This is a genomic window from Rhodococcus aerolatus (assembly GCF_054783215.1).
This window is the reverse complement of the sequence record NZ_BAAGQZ010000018.1, coordinates 63,025-78,018: the sequence shown is the minus strand read 5'-3', so window position 1 is coordinate 78,018 and position 14,994 is coordinate 63,025. Positions and strand designations below refer to the sequence as shown.

At 75.0% G+C, this 14,994-nt stretch carries 15 protein-coding genes; 7 read left to right on the top strand and 8 right to left on the bottom strand.

Features of this window, described 5'->3' with window-relative positions; all coding sequences use genetic code 11:
• Positions 1 to 55: 55 nt before the first annotated feature.
• From ACYVOF_RS07855 to ACYVOF_RS07835, 5 genes are all read left to right on the top strand, one after another.
• Complete coding sequence (locus ACYVOF_RS07855) at positions 56 to 1,249, top strand: arginine deiminase (RefSeq protein WP_460865520.1); 1,194 nt, start codon at positions 56 to 58, stop codon at positions 1,247 to 1,249.
• Between the two features lie 125 nt (positions 1,250 to 1,374).
• Entirely contained in the window at positions 1,375 to 2,466 is a 1,092-nt protein-coding gene (locus ACYVOF_RS07850; protein WP_460865338.1) for an alkene reductase, read from the top strand.
• 60 nt (positions 2,467 to 2,526) lie between these two features.
• Complete coding sequence (locus ACYVOF_RS07845; RefSeq protein ID WP_460865336.1) at positions 2,527 to 3,753, top strand: LCP family protein; 1,227 nt, start codon at positions 2,527 to 2,529, stop codon at positions 3,751 to 3,753.
• A gap of 4 nt (positions 3,754 to 3,757) precedes the next feature.
• On the top strand, positions 3,758 to 4,237 hold the full coding sequence (locus tag ACYVOF_RS07840) for a nucleoside deaminase (RefSeq protein ID WP_460865335.1): 480 nt from the start codon (positions 3,758 to 3,760) through the stop codon (positions 4,235 to 4,237).
• A gap of 125 nt (positions 4,238 to 4,362) precedes the next feature.
• On the top strand, positions 4,363 to 5,709 hold the full coding sequence (locus ACYVOF_RS07835) for an HNH endonuclease (RefSeq protein ID WP_460865518.1): 1,347 nt from the start codon (positions 4,363 to 4,365) through the stop codon (positions 5,707 to 5,709).
• A 16-nt stretch (positions 5,710 to 5,725) separates the two neighbouring features.
• Here the strand turns inward: ACYVOF_RS07835 and ACYVOF_RS07830 are convergent, their stop codons facing one another.
• From ACYVOF_RS07830 to ACYVOF_RS07810, 5 genes are all read right to left on the bottom strand, one after another.
• Positions 5,726 to 6,781, bottom strand: coding sequence for a cellulase family glycosylhydrolase (locus ACYVOF_RS07830; protein ID WP_460865333.1), 1,056 nt, complete (start codon positions 6,779 to 6,781; stop codon positions 5,726 to 5,728).
• 14 nt (positions 6,782 to 6,795) lie between these two features.
• Entirely contained in the window at positions 6,796 to 7,704 is a 909-nt protein-coding gene (locus tag ACYVOF_RS07825; RefSeq protein WP_460865332.1) for a DUF5926 family protein, read from the bottom strand.
• An 11-nt stretch (positions 7,705 to 7,715) separates the two neighbouring features.
• Positions 7,716 to 8,603, bottom strand: coding sequence for a glycerophosphodiester phosphodiesterase family protein (locus ACYVOF_RS07820; RefSeq protein WP_460865330.1), 888 nt, complete (start codon positions 8,601 to 8,603; stop codon positions 7,716 to 7,718).
• Positions 8,600 to 9,526, bottom strand: coding sequence for a DUF4328 domain-containing protein (locus ACYVOF_RS07815; RefSeq protein WP_460865329.1), 927 nt, complete (start codon positions 9,524 to 9,526; stop codon positions 8,600 to 8,602). Before ACYVOF_RS07815 ends, ACYVOF_RS07820 begins: the two co-directional genes overlap by 4 nt.
• 188 nt (positions 9,527 to 9,714) lie before the next feature.
• Positions 9,715 to 10,068 carry a rhodanese-like domain-containing protein gene (locus ACYVOF_RS07810; protein ID WP_460865328.1) on the bottom strand — a complete coding sequence of 118 codons (354 nt, stop codon included), beginning with the start codon at positions 10,066 to 10,068 and terminating at the stop codon, positions 9,715 to 9,717.
• Between the two features lie 103 nt (positions 10,069 to 10,171).
• Between ACYVOF_RS07810 and ACYVOF_RS07805 the strand changes: the two genes are divergently transcribed.
• Both ACYVOF_RS07805 and ACYVOF_RS07800 read left to right on the top strand, forming a co-directional pair.
• The gene (locus tag ACYVOF_RS07805; RefSeq protein WP_460865326.1) at positions 10,172 to 10,312 is read left to right on the top strand and encodes a hypothetical protein; all 141 of its coding nucleotides are present in this window, start codon (positions 10,172 to 10,174) and stop codon (positions 10,310 to 10,312) included.
• 82 nt (positions 10,313 to 10,394) lie between these two features.
• Positions 10,395 to 11,339: an esterase/lipase family protein gene (locus ACYVOF_RS07800; protein ID WP_460865325.1), complete on the top strand. Its 945-nt coding sequence runs from the start codon at positions 10,395 to 10,397 to the stop codon at positions 11,337 to 11,339.
• A gap of 56 nt (positions 11,340 to 11,395) precedes the next feature.
• Here ACYVOF_RS07800 and ACYVOF_RS07795 read toward each other — a convergent pair whose 3' ends face one another.
• From ACYVOF_RS07795 to fdhA, 3 genes are all read right to left on the bottom strand, one after another.
• A complete protein-coding gene (locus tag ACYVOF_RS07795; RefSeq protein ID WP_460865323.1) occupies positions 11,396 to 13,015 on the bottom strand; it encodes a solute symporter family protein in 1,620 nt (539 codons plus the stop codon).
• Positions 13,012 to 13,410 carry a DUF485 domain-containing protein gene (locus tag ACYVOF_RS07790; protein WP_460865321.1) on the bottom strand — a complete coding sequence of 133 codons (399 nt, stop codon included), beginning with the start codon at positions 13,408 to 13,410 and terminating at the stop codon, positions 13,012 to 13,014. Before ACYVOF_RS07790 ends, ACYVOF_RS07795 begins: the two co-directional genes overlap by 4 nt.
• Before the next feature lie 251 nt (positions 13,411 to 13,661).
• The gene (gene fdhA, locus ACYVOF_RS07785) at positions 13,662 to 14,873 is read right to left on the bottom strand and encodes a formaldehyde dehydrogenase, glutathione-independent (protein ID WP_460865320.1); all 1,212 of its coding nucleotides are present in this window, start codon (positions 14,871 to 14,873) and stop codon (positions 13,662 to 13,664) included.
• Positions 14,874 to 14,994 lie beyond the last annotated feature (121 nt).

The following is a 14,994-nucleotide window of genomic DNA, read 5'->3' as shown; positions in this document are numbered from 1 at the left end:
TCGCGCGGTGAGCACTCCCCCCGGCACGGACCCCGTCGACCCGCCCGCCCCGTACGTGGACAGCGAGGTCGGCCGGCTGCGCACGGTGGTGCTGCACCGCCCGGGGGCCGAGCTGGCCCGGCTCACCCCGCGCAACAACGACGGGCTGCTGTTCGACGGCGTGCCGTGGCTGGCCCGCGCCCAGGAGGAGCACGACGCGTTCGCCGAGACCCTGCGCGGCCGCGGGGTGGAGGTGCTGCTGCTGGCGGACCTGCTGCGCGAGACCCTGGCCGACCCCGCGGCGCGGCGGCTGGGGGCCGCGGCCGCGGTGGACGCGCGCCGCCTCGGCGAGGGGCTGGCCGACTCGCTGACCGAGCACCTGGGCGGGACCGGGCCCGACGAGCTGGCCGCCGTGCTGATGGCGGGCATGACGTTCGACGAGCTGCCGTTCGGCGACGGTGCGGCCGGGGTGTCGCTGGTGCGGCGGATGCACTCCGGCTCGGACTTCGTCGTCGACCCGCTGCCGAACCTGCTGTTCACCCGGGACTCGTCGGTGTGGCTGCGCGACCGGGTGGCGGTGACGTCGCTGGCGCTGCCCGCACGGCGCCGCGAGACGTCGCTGACCCACCTCGTCTACGCCCACCACCCCCGCTTCCGCGGCACCGCCCGGGCCTACGGCGCGCACTCCGCCCCGCTCGAGGGCGGCGACGTGCTGCTGCTGGCCCCGGGCGTGCTGGCCGTGGGCGTCGGGGAGCGGACCACGCCCGCCGGGGCGGAGGCCGTGGCCCGCAGCGCCTTCGCCGACGGCCTGGCCCACACCGTGCTGGCGGTGCCGATCGCGCAGTCGCGCGCGTCGATGCACCTCGACACCGTGTGCACGATGGTCGACCGCGACGCCGTGGTCATGTACCCGGCCATCCAGGACTCGCTGGCCGCGTTCACGATGACCCCGGCCGGGGACGCGGTGCACGTCACCGGGCCCGAGCCGTTCCTCGTCGCGGCCGCGGCCGCCATGGGCATCGAGAAGCTGCGCCGCATCGACACGGGGCTCGACCCGGTGACGGCCGAGCGCGAGCAGTGGGACGACGGCAACAACACCCTGGCCGTGGCCCCCGGGGTCGTCGTGGCCTACGAGCGCAACGTCGAGACCAACACCCGGCTGGAGGACCAGGGCATCGAGGTGCTGCGCATCGCGGGCTCCGAGCTGGGCTCGGGCCGGGGCGGGCCGCGCTGCATGTCCTGCCCGGTGCTGCGCGACCCCCTGGGCTGACCCGGGGCCGGTGCCGTGCCGGTGCCGAGGTGTGAGCCCGGCCACCGGGGGCATCGACGACCACGCCGGCGGGGTTCTGGGCGGTGCAACCCACTGCTCCACCCGAGCCACCCGGAGGACCCGTCGTGCCCGAGCTCGCCCCCGACTCGCCCCTGCTGCAGCCGATCACCCTCGGCGACATCCCCGCCGCCAACCGCGTCCTCATGGCCCCGCTGACCCGCAGCCGCGCCCAGGACGACGGCGTGCCCACCGACCTGCAGGTCGAGTACTACCGGCAGCGCGCCCAGGCCGGGCTGATCATCGCCGAGGGCACCCAGCCGTCCCAGGTGGGCAAGGGCTACACCAACACCCCCGGGATCCACACCGACGCCCAGCAGGCCGGGTGGGCCCGCATCGCCGACGCGGTGCACGCCGAGGGCGGCCGCATCGTCGTCCAGCTCATGCACGCCGGCCGCATGTCGCACCCGGACAACTCCGGCGTCGGGTCCGTCGCCCCGTCGGCGATCGCGCCGCAGGGCCAGCAGATGTTCACCAAGGACGGGATGAAGGACATCCCCGTGCCGCGGGCGCTGGAGACCGACGAGCTGCCCGGGGTCGTCGCCGAGTTCGTCGACGCCGCCCGGCGCGCGGTGGCCGCGGGCCTCGACGGGGTCGAGGTGCACGCCGCCAACGGATACCTGCTGCACGAGTTCCTCTCCGACGGGGAGAACCACCGCACCGACTCCTACGGCGGCACCCCGGAGAACCGGGCGCGCTTCGTCGTCGAGGTCACCCAGGCCGTCGCCGAGGCCATCGGCGCGGGCCGCGTCGGCATCCGCATCTCCCCCGGGCACGGCGCCGGGGCCATGACGGAGCAGGACTACGCCGCCACCTACTCGGCGCTGCTCGACCAGCTCGACGGCCTCGGCCTGGCCTACCTGCACGTGCTCCTCGAGCCCACCGACGCGCTGCTGCCGTCGCTGCGGGAGCGGTGGTCCGGACCGTTCGTGCTCAACACCGGCTTCGGCCTCGAGTCCGACCGCGACTCCGTCGCACGCCTCGTCGCCGACGGGACCGCCGACGCGGTGACCGTGGGGCGGCCGTTCCTGGCCAACCCCGACCTCGTCGACCGCTGGGTCGCCGGGGCCGAGCTGAACACCCCCGACGGCGACACCTTCTACGGCGGCGGCGCCGAGGGCTACACCGACTACCCGACGATGGCCGCGGCCCGCGCCTGAGGTCGACCCCGGTGCCGTGGCTCACCGCCGCGGCACCGGGCGGGCCGTATGGTCGGTTCCGTGGACGGGTGGACCCAGGGCGGCGCGCCCCGCAACCGGGCGTGGTCGCAGGCCGGTGACCAGGGCCGCGGTGCCCCCCCGCCGCCGCGGCCCGCGGAGCAGCGGCCGGCGGGCGGGCGGGGCTGGGCCGACGGGCCCCGTCAGTCGCCCCCGACGCAGACCTGGGACCGCGACGGCCAGGACCGCACGCAGTACGCCCCGCGGCAGACCCCGCAGCCCTACCGCGACGGCGAGCCTCCCCGGCGCGGCAGCGGCACCCGGCCGCGGCGCCGGCGTCCCCGGTGGGGCCGGCGCATCGGCATCGTGCTGCTGGTGCTCGTCCTGCTGCTCGGTGGGTTCGTCGCGTACCTGGACAGCACGCTGGGCCGCACCGACGCGCTGGGCGACTACCCCGGCCGCGTCGCCGACACCCCGGGCACCAACTGGCTGCTGGTGGGCTCGGACAGCCGCGAGGGCCTCGACGCCCAGCAGCAGGCGGACCTGTCGACCGGCTCCGCGCAGGACGCCGGCGGGCAGCGCACCGACACGATCATGGTGCTGCACGTGCCCGCCGGGGGCGGGGCGTCGACGCTGGTGTCCATCCCGCGCGACTCCTACCTGCCCATCCCCGGCTACGGCGAGGACAAGGTCAACGCCGCGTTCACCCTGGGCGGGCCGACGCTGCTGGTCCAGACGGTCGAGGAGGCCACCGGCCTGCACCTCGACCACTACGCCGAGGTCGGCTTCGGCGGCTTCGCGGGCATCGTCGACGCAGTGGGCGGGGTCAACCTCTGCCTCGACCAGGCCATCGACGACCCGCTGGCCGGCATCAACCTGCAGCCCGGCTGCCAGGACCTGACCGGCCCGCAGGCGCTGGGCTTCGTCCGCACCCGGTACACGTTCGCCAACGCCGACCTCACCCGCGTGCAGAACCAGCGCAAGTTCCTCACCGCGCTGCTGGACAAGGCGACGAGCCCGTCGACGCTGCTCAACCCGTTCCGCATCCTGCCGCTGGCCACCAGCGCCACCGGGTCGCTGACCGTCGACTCCGGCGACCACATCTGGAACCTGGCCGGGCTGGCCTGGGCCGTGCGGGGCGACCTCGTCACCACCACCGTGCCGGTCGGCGGGTTCGAGGACACCGACGCCGGCAACGCGCTGCTGTGGGACCAGGCCAAGGCCTCGCAGTTCTTCGGCGCGCTCGCCGAGGACCGCCAGGTGCCGCCGGACCTCATCACGACGGGCTGACCCCGTGACCCAGCACGAGACCCACATGCGGCGGGCCATCGACCTCGCCTCCGGGACGGCGCTGGTCGAGCTGGCCGGGGGCCCGTTCTCCGCGGTGGTCGTGCAGGACGGCGAGGTCGTCGGCGAGGGCGTCAACCGGGTGATCGCCGAGCGCGACCCCACGTGGCACGGCGAGGTGTCCGCGATCCGCGACGCCTGCCGCACCCTCGGCACCCACGACCTGACCGGCGCGGTCATGTACACCACGGGCGAGTGCTGCCCCATGTGCTACGCCGCGGCGTGCTGGGCCCGGATCGACCACATCTACTACGCCTCGACCTACGCCGACGCCCGCGAGTACGGCGACTTCGACGACGACGCCATCGACCACGCGCTGACGCTGCCCTACGCCGAGCGCTCCGTGCCGCTCTACCCGCTGCTGCGCGACGAGATGGTCGAGGTGTGGAGGAAGTTCCAGGTCCTCCCCGGCCGCGCCCGCTACTAGCCGACGCAGGTCCAGCGGCCCCGGACCTTGCCGTTCGAACATGTGTTCGATAGTCTGGTGGGGTGGGTCGGGTCCTGGAGCGGGGTGAGGTGCGCCGGTGGCGTGACCTGCTGCTGTCCGGGGCCCTGCCGACCGGCGCGGACGTGGTGGACGACGCGGCCCGGGTGGACCTGCTCGCCGAGCTGGAGGCGGTGAAGTCGGCGGTGTGCGCAGCGCAGGCCGACCTGGCGGTGGCCCTGGACGTCTCGACCCGGTCCCGGGAGGCCACCGCGGGGGTGCCCGCGGCCCGGCGGGGCCGCGGGGTGGGGTCGCAGGTGGGGCTGGCGCGGCGGGAGTCCCCGCACCGCGGCCAGATGCTCCTCGGCCTGGCCCGGGACCTGCACGCGGACCTGCCGGCGACCCGGCGGGCGTTGCGGGAGGGCCGGCTCAGCGAGCACGCCGCGATGCTGGTGGCCCGGGAGACGGGCTGCCTGGACCGGGCGGGGCGGGCGGTGGTGGACGCCGCGGTGTGCGGTGACCCCGAGCTGCTCGACGGGGTGGGGACGGCCCGCCTGGTGGCCGAGGTGCGCCGCCGGGTGTGCGCCGAGGACCCGGCGGCGGTGACCCGCCGGGCCCGCAAGGCCGCCTCGGAGCGGCACGTCTCGCTGCGCCCGGCCCCGGACACCATGACCTACCTGACCGCCCTGCTCCCCGTCGCCCAAGGTGTCGCCGCCTACGCGGCGCTGTCCCGGGACGCCGACACCACCCGCACCACCGTCGGGGTGGCTGGTGCGGGGGACCGGTCGCGGGGGCAGGTGATGGCCGACCTGCTGGTGGAGCGGATCACCGGGCAGTCCCGGGCCGCGCAGGTCCCGGTCACCGTCGAGGTCGTCATCTCCGACACCGCCTTGCTGGGGTCCGGGCACGACCCGGCGGTGATCCCCGGGCACGGGCCGGTACCCGCCCAGGTGGCGCGGGAGATGATCGCCGACTCCCTCGACGCCGACACCAGCACGGGCACGGGTGCGACGTGGTGGCGGCGGGTGTACGCCGACCCCACCGGGCAGCTGGTGGCCCTGACCAGCCGGTCCCGGTTCACCCCCACCGGGCTGGCCGCCCTGCTCCGCATCCGCGACCAGGGCCTGTGCCGCACCCCCTACTGCGACGCCCCCGCCCGCCACGACGACCACGTCCACGACGCCGCCCGCGGCGGACCCACCACCGCAGCCAACACCCAGGGCCTGTGCGAGGCGTGCAACCACACCAAGCAGACCCCCGGATGGACCGCCCGCACGATCCCCGCCGACCGGCACACCGTGCTCACCACCACCCCCACCGGGCACCGCTACCGGTCCCGGGCCCCCGCACCCCCCACCCCAGCCCGCAACCCCCAGACCGACCAGCCCGCGCCGGCCGGCCCGATCACCGTCGACATCATCCGACCCAGCCAGGTCGAGCAGCACCTCGCCGAGATCCTGCTCGCCCACACCTGACGGCGGGCGTGGTCGGTCAGGAGCAGGTCGGGCGCAGGGCGGCGTCGAGCACCGGGGCCAGCTCCGGGTCGAGCGTGTGCGTCGTGCCGTCGTAGAACTTGTCCTGCTGGTTCACCGCGTAGGGGATCGCCGCGGACTGCAGCGAGCAGGCCAGGAACGTCGCGAACTGCACCTGCTGGTCCGGGGTGTACGAGTTGCCGTCGTTGTAGTTGCTCGGCATCCAGGCCCCAACCCACGTCGGGATGCCGGTCGCGCTCGACCAGGTGGTGGCGGCGGCGATCTTGTCGGTGATCGCCTGCTTCTCGGCCGGGGTGCCGGTCGTCCACCCCTTGGGTCCGCCGCTGGGGTCGGGGCCCGCGGCGTAGAAGTGCCACTCCGCCAGCAGATGACCGTCGGCCCGGCTGGGGACGACGAGCTGACCGAAGTTGTCGGGGTCCGACCGCACCGTCGGGGAGATGAACAGGTTCCGCTGGGGGTCGTCCGCCCGGATGGCGGAGACGGCCTGCTCGTAGAACGCGTTCAGGGTGTCGGGCTGGGAGCTCAGCGCGTCGGTCACCTCGATGATGAGGTCGAAGGACAGGGTGGGTGCGGTGCTGCCGAAGTGGGCCGCGACGGCCTGCCACCAGGCGACGGCCGCCTGCAGCCGGGCGGGCGACGGGTCCTTCTTGAACGCGTCGGCCTGGTAGGCGATCACGGGGACCACCCCCGCGTCCTCGCACGCCCGCACCTGCTGGTCGAGCTGGGTGAGCAGCTGCGGGGTGACGTCGTCCACCACCCGGATGCGCGCGGTCGTCATGCCGCGCGCCGCGAGGTCGCGCACCGTCTGCTCGCTGAACTGCCGCAACCCGGACGACGTCTTGGACCAGTCGACGTCGAGCCCGGCCCCGAGGCTGCGTTGGTAGTCCTGCGGTGACGGGAACGCCCCGGCGGGCGTCGAGCTGGGGGCCGCTGAGCCGGGGGACGCCGAGCTCGAGGCCGCCGCGCCCGAACCACCGGCCGACGGCCCACCGCAGCCGGCCAGCGCCACCACCGCGACCAGAGCGAACGCCAGCGCCCACCTCGACCGGACCACGAGCGCCCCCTGACCTAGCGGATGGTGACCTGACGGGTGCGCAGCCCGTCGCGGGAGCGGCGCTGCGCCGGGGTCAGCGGCCCGGACTCGGCCAGCGCCTCGTCCAGCGCGCGGCCCAAGGCCTGGGTGCCGCCCACCCACTCCTGGGCGTGGGACTCCCGGTCGAGGTCGAAGACCGGGACCAGCAGGCCGTGCGCGCGGAAGGAGCCGGCGTAGCGCGAGCCCTCCCCCAGGGTCAGCGCCCCGGCGGCGTGGACGCGGGCCAGCGCGGCCATGACGTCGTCCTCGTCCTCGGGCCGCACCCAGCGCAGGTGGGCGCGCTCCCCGGCGTCGACCCACCACGCCGCGGTCAGCCCGTCACCCTCGAGGCGCGCGGTCGGCATGATCGCGGCGTTGGCCTGCTCGAGCGCGGCCGCCACCTCGGGGGCCGGGGCCTCGTCGGCGAACCACCACGCGAAGTCGTCGTGCACCGTGATGTCGAGCGGCGCCGCCGGGTCGACCAGCTCTGCCAGCGTCGGCGCACCGGGGGCGTCGAGCACGGTCTCCAGCGAGGTGCCGGGCTCGGCGGCGACGGCCCAGGCCAGGGCGCGGGCGAGGTCGTCACCGAGGTCCCCGGTCGTCGTGGTCGTCTGCACGGCGACCAGGCCGCGGTCGGCCCCGTCCTCGGTGCGGGCCAGCGCGGCCGCGGCCCCCGGCAGCACCGTCGCCACGCGGACGTCGCGGTCCGACCCGGTCACGGCCAGGGGTGCGGTGGCCGCGGGCACGAACTCACGCAGCGCCACCAGGTCGCACTCGGCGGCCAGCCCGGCGAACGGCCGCGCCGCCCCGTCCCGGCTCGCCCGCTCGGCCTGCTCGGCCGCCTTGCGCTCCGCCCGGTCGTTGCCCGGCTTGGGTCCTGCCTTGCGCCCGCTCTTCCTCGCCACGAGCAGCGAACCTACCCGGCGTCGCCGGACGTCCCGTCCAGCCAGCCCCGCACGGTGCGCGGGTGGTTCGTCGCCACCCACTCGACCCCGAGCTCCCGGCACAGCTCCACGTCGGCCCGGTCGTCGACCGTCCAGGTGTAGGTGCCCACCCCCTGCTCGCGGAACCGCGCCACCAGCTCGGGTCGCTCGCGCAGCACCGAGATGCTCGGCCCGACCGTCGTCGCCCCCACCGCGCCCACCGCCACCGAGGACAGCACCGCGGCGCTGCGACCCAGCAGCACCGTCGGCACGGCCGGCGCGGTCCGCCGCACCCGCCACACCGCGGACGCCGAGAACGACATCACCACCACCCGGGAGCGCTCCGTCTCCGGGGGCGCCGCCATCCCGAAGCGGTGCAGCTCGGCGACGAGCTTCGACTCCACCAGCCCGCCGTAGCGCACCGGGTGCTTCGTCTCGACGAACAGCGTCGCGCTGCTGTCGGCCACCAGCTCGAGCAGCGCCGTGAGCGTGAGCAGGCCCGCCGGTCCGGGCGTCTCCTCACCGGGGTCGGGCGGGGGCAGCGCCACCCGGTCGTTGTCCTCGAGCAGCGCGTCGGCCGACGCGGGCCACGGGTCGTGCCAGCTGCCGTAGTCCAGCTCGGTCATGCCCTCCAGCGTCATCGCGCTGACCACCCCACGGCCGGTGGAGGTCCGATCGACCCGGCGGTCGTGCACGCACACCAGGTGCCCGTCGCGGGTCAGCCGCACGTCGCACTCCACCGCGTCCGCCCCGTCGAGGAGGGCCTGCTCGTAGGCGCGCAGGGTGTGCTCGGCCAGCTCGGCGGACGCACCCCGGTGGGCGACGACGGCGGGCGCGGCGGTCCGCGGCCCGGGCGCGGCCGACCCGGGACCGGGCGTCACGCTCGCCCGCGGGCGGTGACCAGGGCCAGCCCGTCGTCACCGGCCGGCTGGTCGGCCGGGTGCTCCGGGCGGTCCGGCGCGCGGCCCGACGCCGGGGCCGGCCGCGTCGGGACCGAGGCGACCCAGCGGCGCGGGTCCCGGCGGCCGGGGACGGTGCCCTGCAGGGCGGCGGTCCACCGGCGCAGCAGCAGCAGGGTGAGCGCGGCGCACGTGGCGGCGACGGCGTCCGACCACGCGGCCACCACGATCGAGTCGGCCTGCGCCTGCACCGAGTCGCCCCACACCCGCACGGCCAGCGCCACGGCGACGAGCACCTGGCTGCCGACCCACGCCGCCCACCAGCCGAGCAGCAGCCGTGAGGGCCGCGGCCGCTCGTCGAGGTCGGCGCCCCGGTCGAGCCACTGCTCCAGCTCGGCGAGCCGGGCCGGGGCGAGGACGAGGTCGACCACCGGCACCAGCACGGCGAGGACGACGGCCGCGCCGCGACGGGTGTCGCGCCGGCCCCGCGCGCGGGCGGCGAGGCGTCGGGCCCGGACGAGCCAGCGCGCGGCCACGACCGCGGCGGCCAGCGCGAACACCGGCGCCAGCAGCCCGGTGGTGACGACGGCGGCGTCGGAGGTGGCGACCAGCCCGGCCGGGAGCAGCTCGGTGCGCCCCCGCAGCGCGACCCCGTACCGGACGACCTCGGCCACGGCGCCCGCGGCGGCGGTCAGGACCAGGGTCCCCAGCAGCACCTGCAGCACCTGGGCGGTGCCGACGGCGCGCTCGAGGTCGGTCGGACCCTCCGCCTCCGCCCGGGTCAGGGGGTGCCCCGGGACCTCGTCGCGCAGCCCCCAGCGCGGCACCACCCAGTAGCGGGGCGTCGGCCCCGGGGTGACGGCGCGCGGCCGGGCCGGGGCTGCGGTGGGCGGGGGCGAGGCCACCCACCGCACGCGGGCGGGAGGGCGGCCGGGCGTGGACATCACCCCGGCGCACCGCGGGCACCAGGTGAGCGGCGCCCCCGCGACGGGCACCCGCAGACCGCAGCGGTGGCACTGCTGCACCGGCGCCGGGGGCCCGGCAGGGCTGGGTGCGGGACCGGGGTGCACGGGCGGGACCTGCTCGCCGGGCCTCAGCCGACCGACGGGGTGGCGCCGCCGTCGGCCTCCAGCGGACGGCCCTGCGCCGCCCACGCGCTCATGCCGCCGTCGACGTTGGTGGCCTCGACGCCGTGCTGCGTCAGCCAGGCGGTGGCGCGCGCCGAGCGGCCTCCGGAGTGGCAGACCACGTAGAGCGGGCCGTCCTGGGGGATCTCCCCGACCCGGGCGGGCAAGTCGCCGAGCGGCACGTGCAGCGCGCCGGGCGCGTGGCCCGCCGCCCACTCGCCGTCCTCGCGGACGTCGAGCAGCGTGGCGTCGGCGGGCAGCGGGTCGGGCAGCTCCGCGACCGTGGTGGTGGGGACGGCGTTGCCGGCGGGGTTCGTCACCCCACCATGCTCGCACGGACCCCGGTCACGAACGGGTGAGTGCACCGGGTGGTCACCCCCACCCCGGGTGGTGCGCCGCGCGGGCGGTCGTCAGGCTGTGCGCGTGACGATCTCCGCCCGCCGCGAGCCCACCCCGACCGATCCTGCCCCCACCCGTCCGGTCGACGCCGACCTGCCCCCCGTCGTGGCCCGCACCGACTCGCCCCGCACCACCTGGCGACCGCCCGCCGCCCCCCGCGCCTGAACCCGGTGCACACCGGTGCACCGCGGGCTAGCGTGCCTGTGATCCCCGTCACCAGGGCGGGGCCCAGGAGGGGACGAGCGCGATGGCACCACGGGGCAGGATCACGGCACGGCTGAGCGCAGCCGTCGCGGCAGCGGCGGCAGCGCTGCTGCTGGCCGGCACGGGCACGGCGAGCGCGGCGGCGTCGAGCCCGCCGGCCGGCCCGCCGCAGGCCACGTTCCCACCGGCGCTGCTGTACTCCAACGCGGTCCCGGTGGCCTCGCCCCCCGGCGCCAACGACTACTCGTGCGTTCCCACCGCGGCGCACCCCCGCCCGGTGGTCCTGGTGCACGGCACCGTGGAGAACCAGTACGACAACTGGGCCGAGCTCTCCCCGCAGCTCAAGGCGGACGGGTACTGCGTGTTCGCGCTGAACTACGGCGGCGTCCCGGGCAGCCCGTACCAGGGCACGATGGACATCGGGGCCAGCGCGGGCCAGCTGTCGTCGTTCGTCGACTCGGTGCTCGCGGCGACCGGGGCGGCGACGGTCGACATCGTCGGGCACTCGCAGGGCGGGATGATGCCGCGCTACTACCTGAAGTACCTGGGCGGGGCGAGCAAGGTCTCCTCCCTGGTCGCGCTGTCACCGTCGAACTACGGCACCGTCTTCTACGGCGTGCTCCCGGCGATCGCCGCCCTCCCGGGGGGCGAGGCGGTGGCCGGCATCGGCTGCCAGGCCTGCGTGCAGCAGCGGCAGGGCTCCGCGTTCCTGCGCGACCTGAACTCCGGCGGGGACACCGTGGCGGGGGTCCGCTACACCGTCATCCAGACCGTGTACGACGACGTCGTCATGCCGTACACCAACGCGTTCCTGCGCAGCCCCGGCGTCACCAACACCACGCTGCAGGCCGTCTGCCCGGGCGACACCGTCGACCACCTCGGCATCTCCTACGACCCGAACGCGCAGCGGCTGGTGCGCAACGCGCTCGACCCGACCACCGCCCAGCGCGTCGTCTGCCAGCCCGCGCTGCCGCTCTTCGGGGGGTAGAGCCGCGACGACCCCGCCGGGCGTGCCCGGCGGGGTCGTCTGCTGCGGTGCGGGGCCTAGTGCGCGACGGCCTTCTCGACGCCCACCCCGGTCAGGGAGCGGACCTCCATCTCCGCGGCCTTCGCCGGGTCCTCCTTGGCCGAGCTGGTCTTCGACCCGATCCAGCCGAGCAGGAAGCCCGCCGGGATCGAGATGATGCCCGGGTTGGACAGCGGGAAGTACGCGAAGTCCATCGACTTGATCATCGACGTCGTCTCGCCGGACACGGCCGGGGAGAAGACGATGAGCAGCAGGGTGATGCCCAGCCCGCCGTAGATGCTCCACAGCGCGCCCCGGGTGGTGAAGCCCTTCCAGAACAGCGAGTACAGGATCGTCGGCAGGTTGGCCGAGGCCGCGATGGCGAAGGCCAGGGCGACCAGGAAGGCCACGTTCTGCCCGTTGGCCAGGATGCCCAGCACGATCGCCAGCACGCCGATGACCACCGCCGTGATGCGGGAGACCCGCACCTGCTCGCGCTCGTCGACGTGGCCCTTCTTGATGACGCTGGCGTAGATGTCGTGCGCGAACGACGCCGAGGCGGTGATCGTCAGGCCGGCGACCACCGCGAGGATCGTCGCGAACGCGACCGCCGCGATGAGGCCGAGCAGGATGGTGCCGCCCAGCTCGAACGCCAGCAGCGGCGCGGCCGAGTTCACCCCGCCGGGGGCGGCGAGGATGCGGTCCGGGCCCAGCAGCGCCGCGGCGCCGTAGCCCAGCACCAGCGTGAACAGGTAGAACAGCCCGATCAGGCCGATCGCCCAGGTGACCGACTTCCGGGCCGCCTTGGCCGTGGGCACCGTGTAGAAGCGCATCAGCACGTGCGGCAGGCCGGCGGTGCCGAGCACCAGGGCCAGGCCCAGGGACAGGAAGTTCAGCTTCGAGGTGCCGTTCTTGCCGTACTGCGCCCCGGGGGAGAGCACGTCGAGCGGCTTCTTCGCCGCGTCCGCCTTCTCCTGCGCCGAGCCCAGCAGGCCCGAGAGGTTGAAGCCGTACTTCGTCAGCACCCACCCCGTCATCACCGCGGCACCCGCGATCAGCAGCACCGCCTTGATGATCTGGACCCAGGTGGTGCCCTTCATCCCGCCGACGAGGACGTAGACGATCATGACGACGCCCACCACGGCGATGACGACCGCCTGGCCGGTCTTGCCCTCGATGTTGAGCAGCAGCGCGACGAGACCGCCGGCGCCGGCCATCTGGGCCAGCAGGTAGAACAGCGACACCGCGAGGGTGGCCGTGGCGGCGGCGGTGCGGACCGGGCCCTGCTTGAGCCGGAAGCTCAGCACGTCGGCCATGGTGAAGCGGCCGGTGTTGCGCAGCAGCTCGGCGACGAGCAGCAGGGCCACGAGCCAGGCCACGAGGAAGCCGATGGAGTAGAGGAACCCGTCGTAGCCGTACACCGCGATGGCCCCGGTGATGCCGAGGAAGCTGGCCGCGGAGAGGTAGTCGCCCGAGATGGCGATGCCGTTCTGCTGGCCGGTGAAGCCGCCGCCCGCGGTGTAGTAGTCGCCGGCGGTCTTCGTCGAGCCGCTGGCCCGGAACACGATCACCAGGGTGATGACGACGAAGCCGACGAAGATGCCGATGTTCACGCCGGCGTTGCCGATCTGGGTGGCGGCGAGGGTGGTGGTGGTCATCGCGCACCGCCCCGGGCCGCGTCGGCGTCGTCGGTGAGCCGCAGCCGCAGCGCCTCGGCGCGCGGGTCGAAGTCACGGTTGGCGAACCGGACGTAGAGCCCGGCGATGACGAACGTGGAGACGAACTGCAGCAGGCCGAAGACGAGCCCGACGGTGATGTTGCTGCCGGCGATGCGGGTGCCCATGAAGCCCGGCGCGTAGTCCGCGAGCAGCACGTAGAGCAGGTACCAGGCCAGGAAGACCCCGGTCATGGGGAAGACGAAACGGCGCAGCCGGCGGCGCAGGTCCTGGAAGTCGGGGTCGGCCTGCATCTCGACGAAGGCCTCGCGGCTCGGCACGGCCGGCGTCGGGGGGGCTCCCCCGGACGCGGGACCGGCCTGGTGGGCGGTGGACATGGGTGGCTCCTCGGGGACGGCGCTGTCGCGGGGGTGCCCGCTGGGGTGACGGCGCTGAACCTAGGGAGACCGGGGTCACGTGCGGCAGGTCGGCCGCGCCGGTGGGCGCCGGGCGGCGTGCGGCTGCGCCCAGCGGTCGCCGGTCCACGACGAGTGGCGTGGCTCACACGTCCCCGGGACGCGAACCGCCCACGTCGCGCCGACCCCGGAGCACCGGGACGGCGGGACGTGGGCGGGACGCGAGGACCTGGTCAGGCGACCATGCCGTGCGGGTCGATGACGAACTTCTGGGCCGCGCCGGAGTCGAAGTCGGCGTAGCCCTGCGGGGCCTGGTCCAGCGAGATCGTCGTCGCGTTGACGGCCTTCGCGATCTGCACCTTGTCGTGCAGGATCGCCTGCATCAGGCCGTGGTTGTAGCGCATGACGGGGCACTGCCCGGTGGTGAACGAGATCGACTTGGCCCAGCCGGTGCCCAGGGAGAGCGAGAGCGCCCCCTTCTGCGCGGCCTCGTCGATGCCGCCCGGGTCGCCGGTGACGTAGAGCCCGGGGATGCCGATGGCCCCGCCCGCGGCCGTCACGTCCATGAGCGAGTTCAGCACCGTGGCCGGCGCCTCGGACGCGTTCTGCCCGTGGCCCTTGGCCTCGAACCCGACCGCGTCCACGGCGGCGTCGACCTCGGGCACGCCCAGGATCTGCTCGATCTGGTCCTGCGGGTCGCCCTGGCCGACGTCGACGGTCTCGCAGCCGAAGGTGCGGGCCTGCGCGAGCCGGTCGGCGTTCATGTCCGCCACGATGACCACGGCCGCGCCGAGCAGCTGGGCGCCCACCGCAGCGGCGAGCCCGACGGGTCCGGCCCCCGCGATGTACACGGTCGACCCCGGCTTGACGCCCGCGGTGACGGCACCGTGGAAGCCCGTGGGGAAGATGTCGGAGAGCATCGTCAGGTCGAGGACCTTCTCCATCGCCTGGTCGCGGTCGGGGAACCGCAGCAGGTTCCAGTCCGCGTAGGGCACGGTGACGTACTCGGCCTGCCCACCGACCCAGCCGCCCATGTCGACGTAGCCGTAGGCCGCGCCGGGCCGGGCGGGGTTGACGTTGAGGCAGATGCCGGTCTTGCCCTCCTTGCAGTTGCGGCAGCGGCCGCAGGCGATGTTGAAGGGCACCGAGCACAGGTCGCCCTGCTTGATGAACTCGACGTCGCGGCCGACCTCGGCCACCTCGCCGAGGATCTCGTGGCCGAGCACCAGGTTCTCCGGGGCGGTGGTGCGGCCGCGGACCATGTGCTGGTCGGAGCCGCAGATGTTGGTGGTGACGACCTTGAGGATGACGCCGTGCTCGAGCTTGCGGCCGACGTTGGCCGGGTTCACGCCCGGGCCGTCCTGCAGCTCGAGCTTCGGGTAGTCGATGCTCTGCACCTCGACCTTGCCGGGACCGATGTAGGCGACGCCTCTGTTGCCAGCCATGTGCTTCCTCCTGCGGTGGTGGTCGCCCCGGGGTGACCGGGACCACACCAGTGTGCCTGAGCTGATCACCGACGTGGAACGAGGCGTCCGCATCGTGGAACCCGCGGGACGCCGCCCGCGC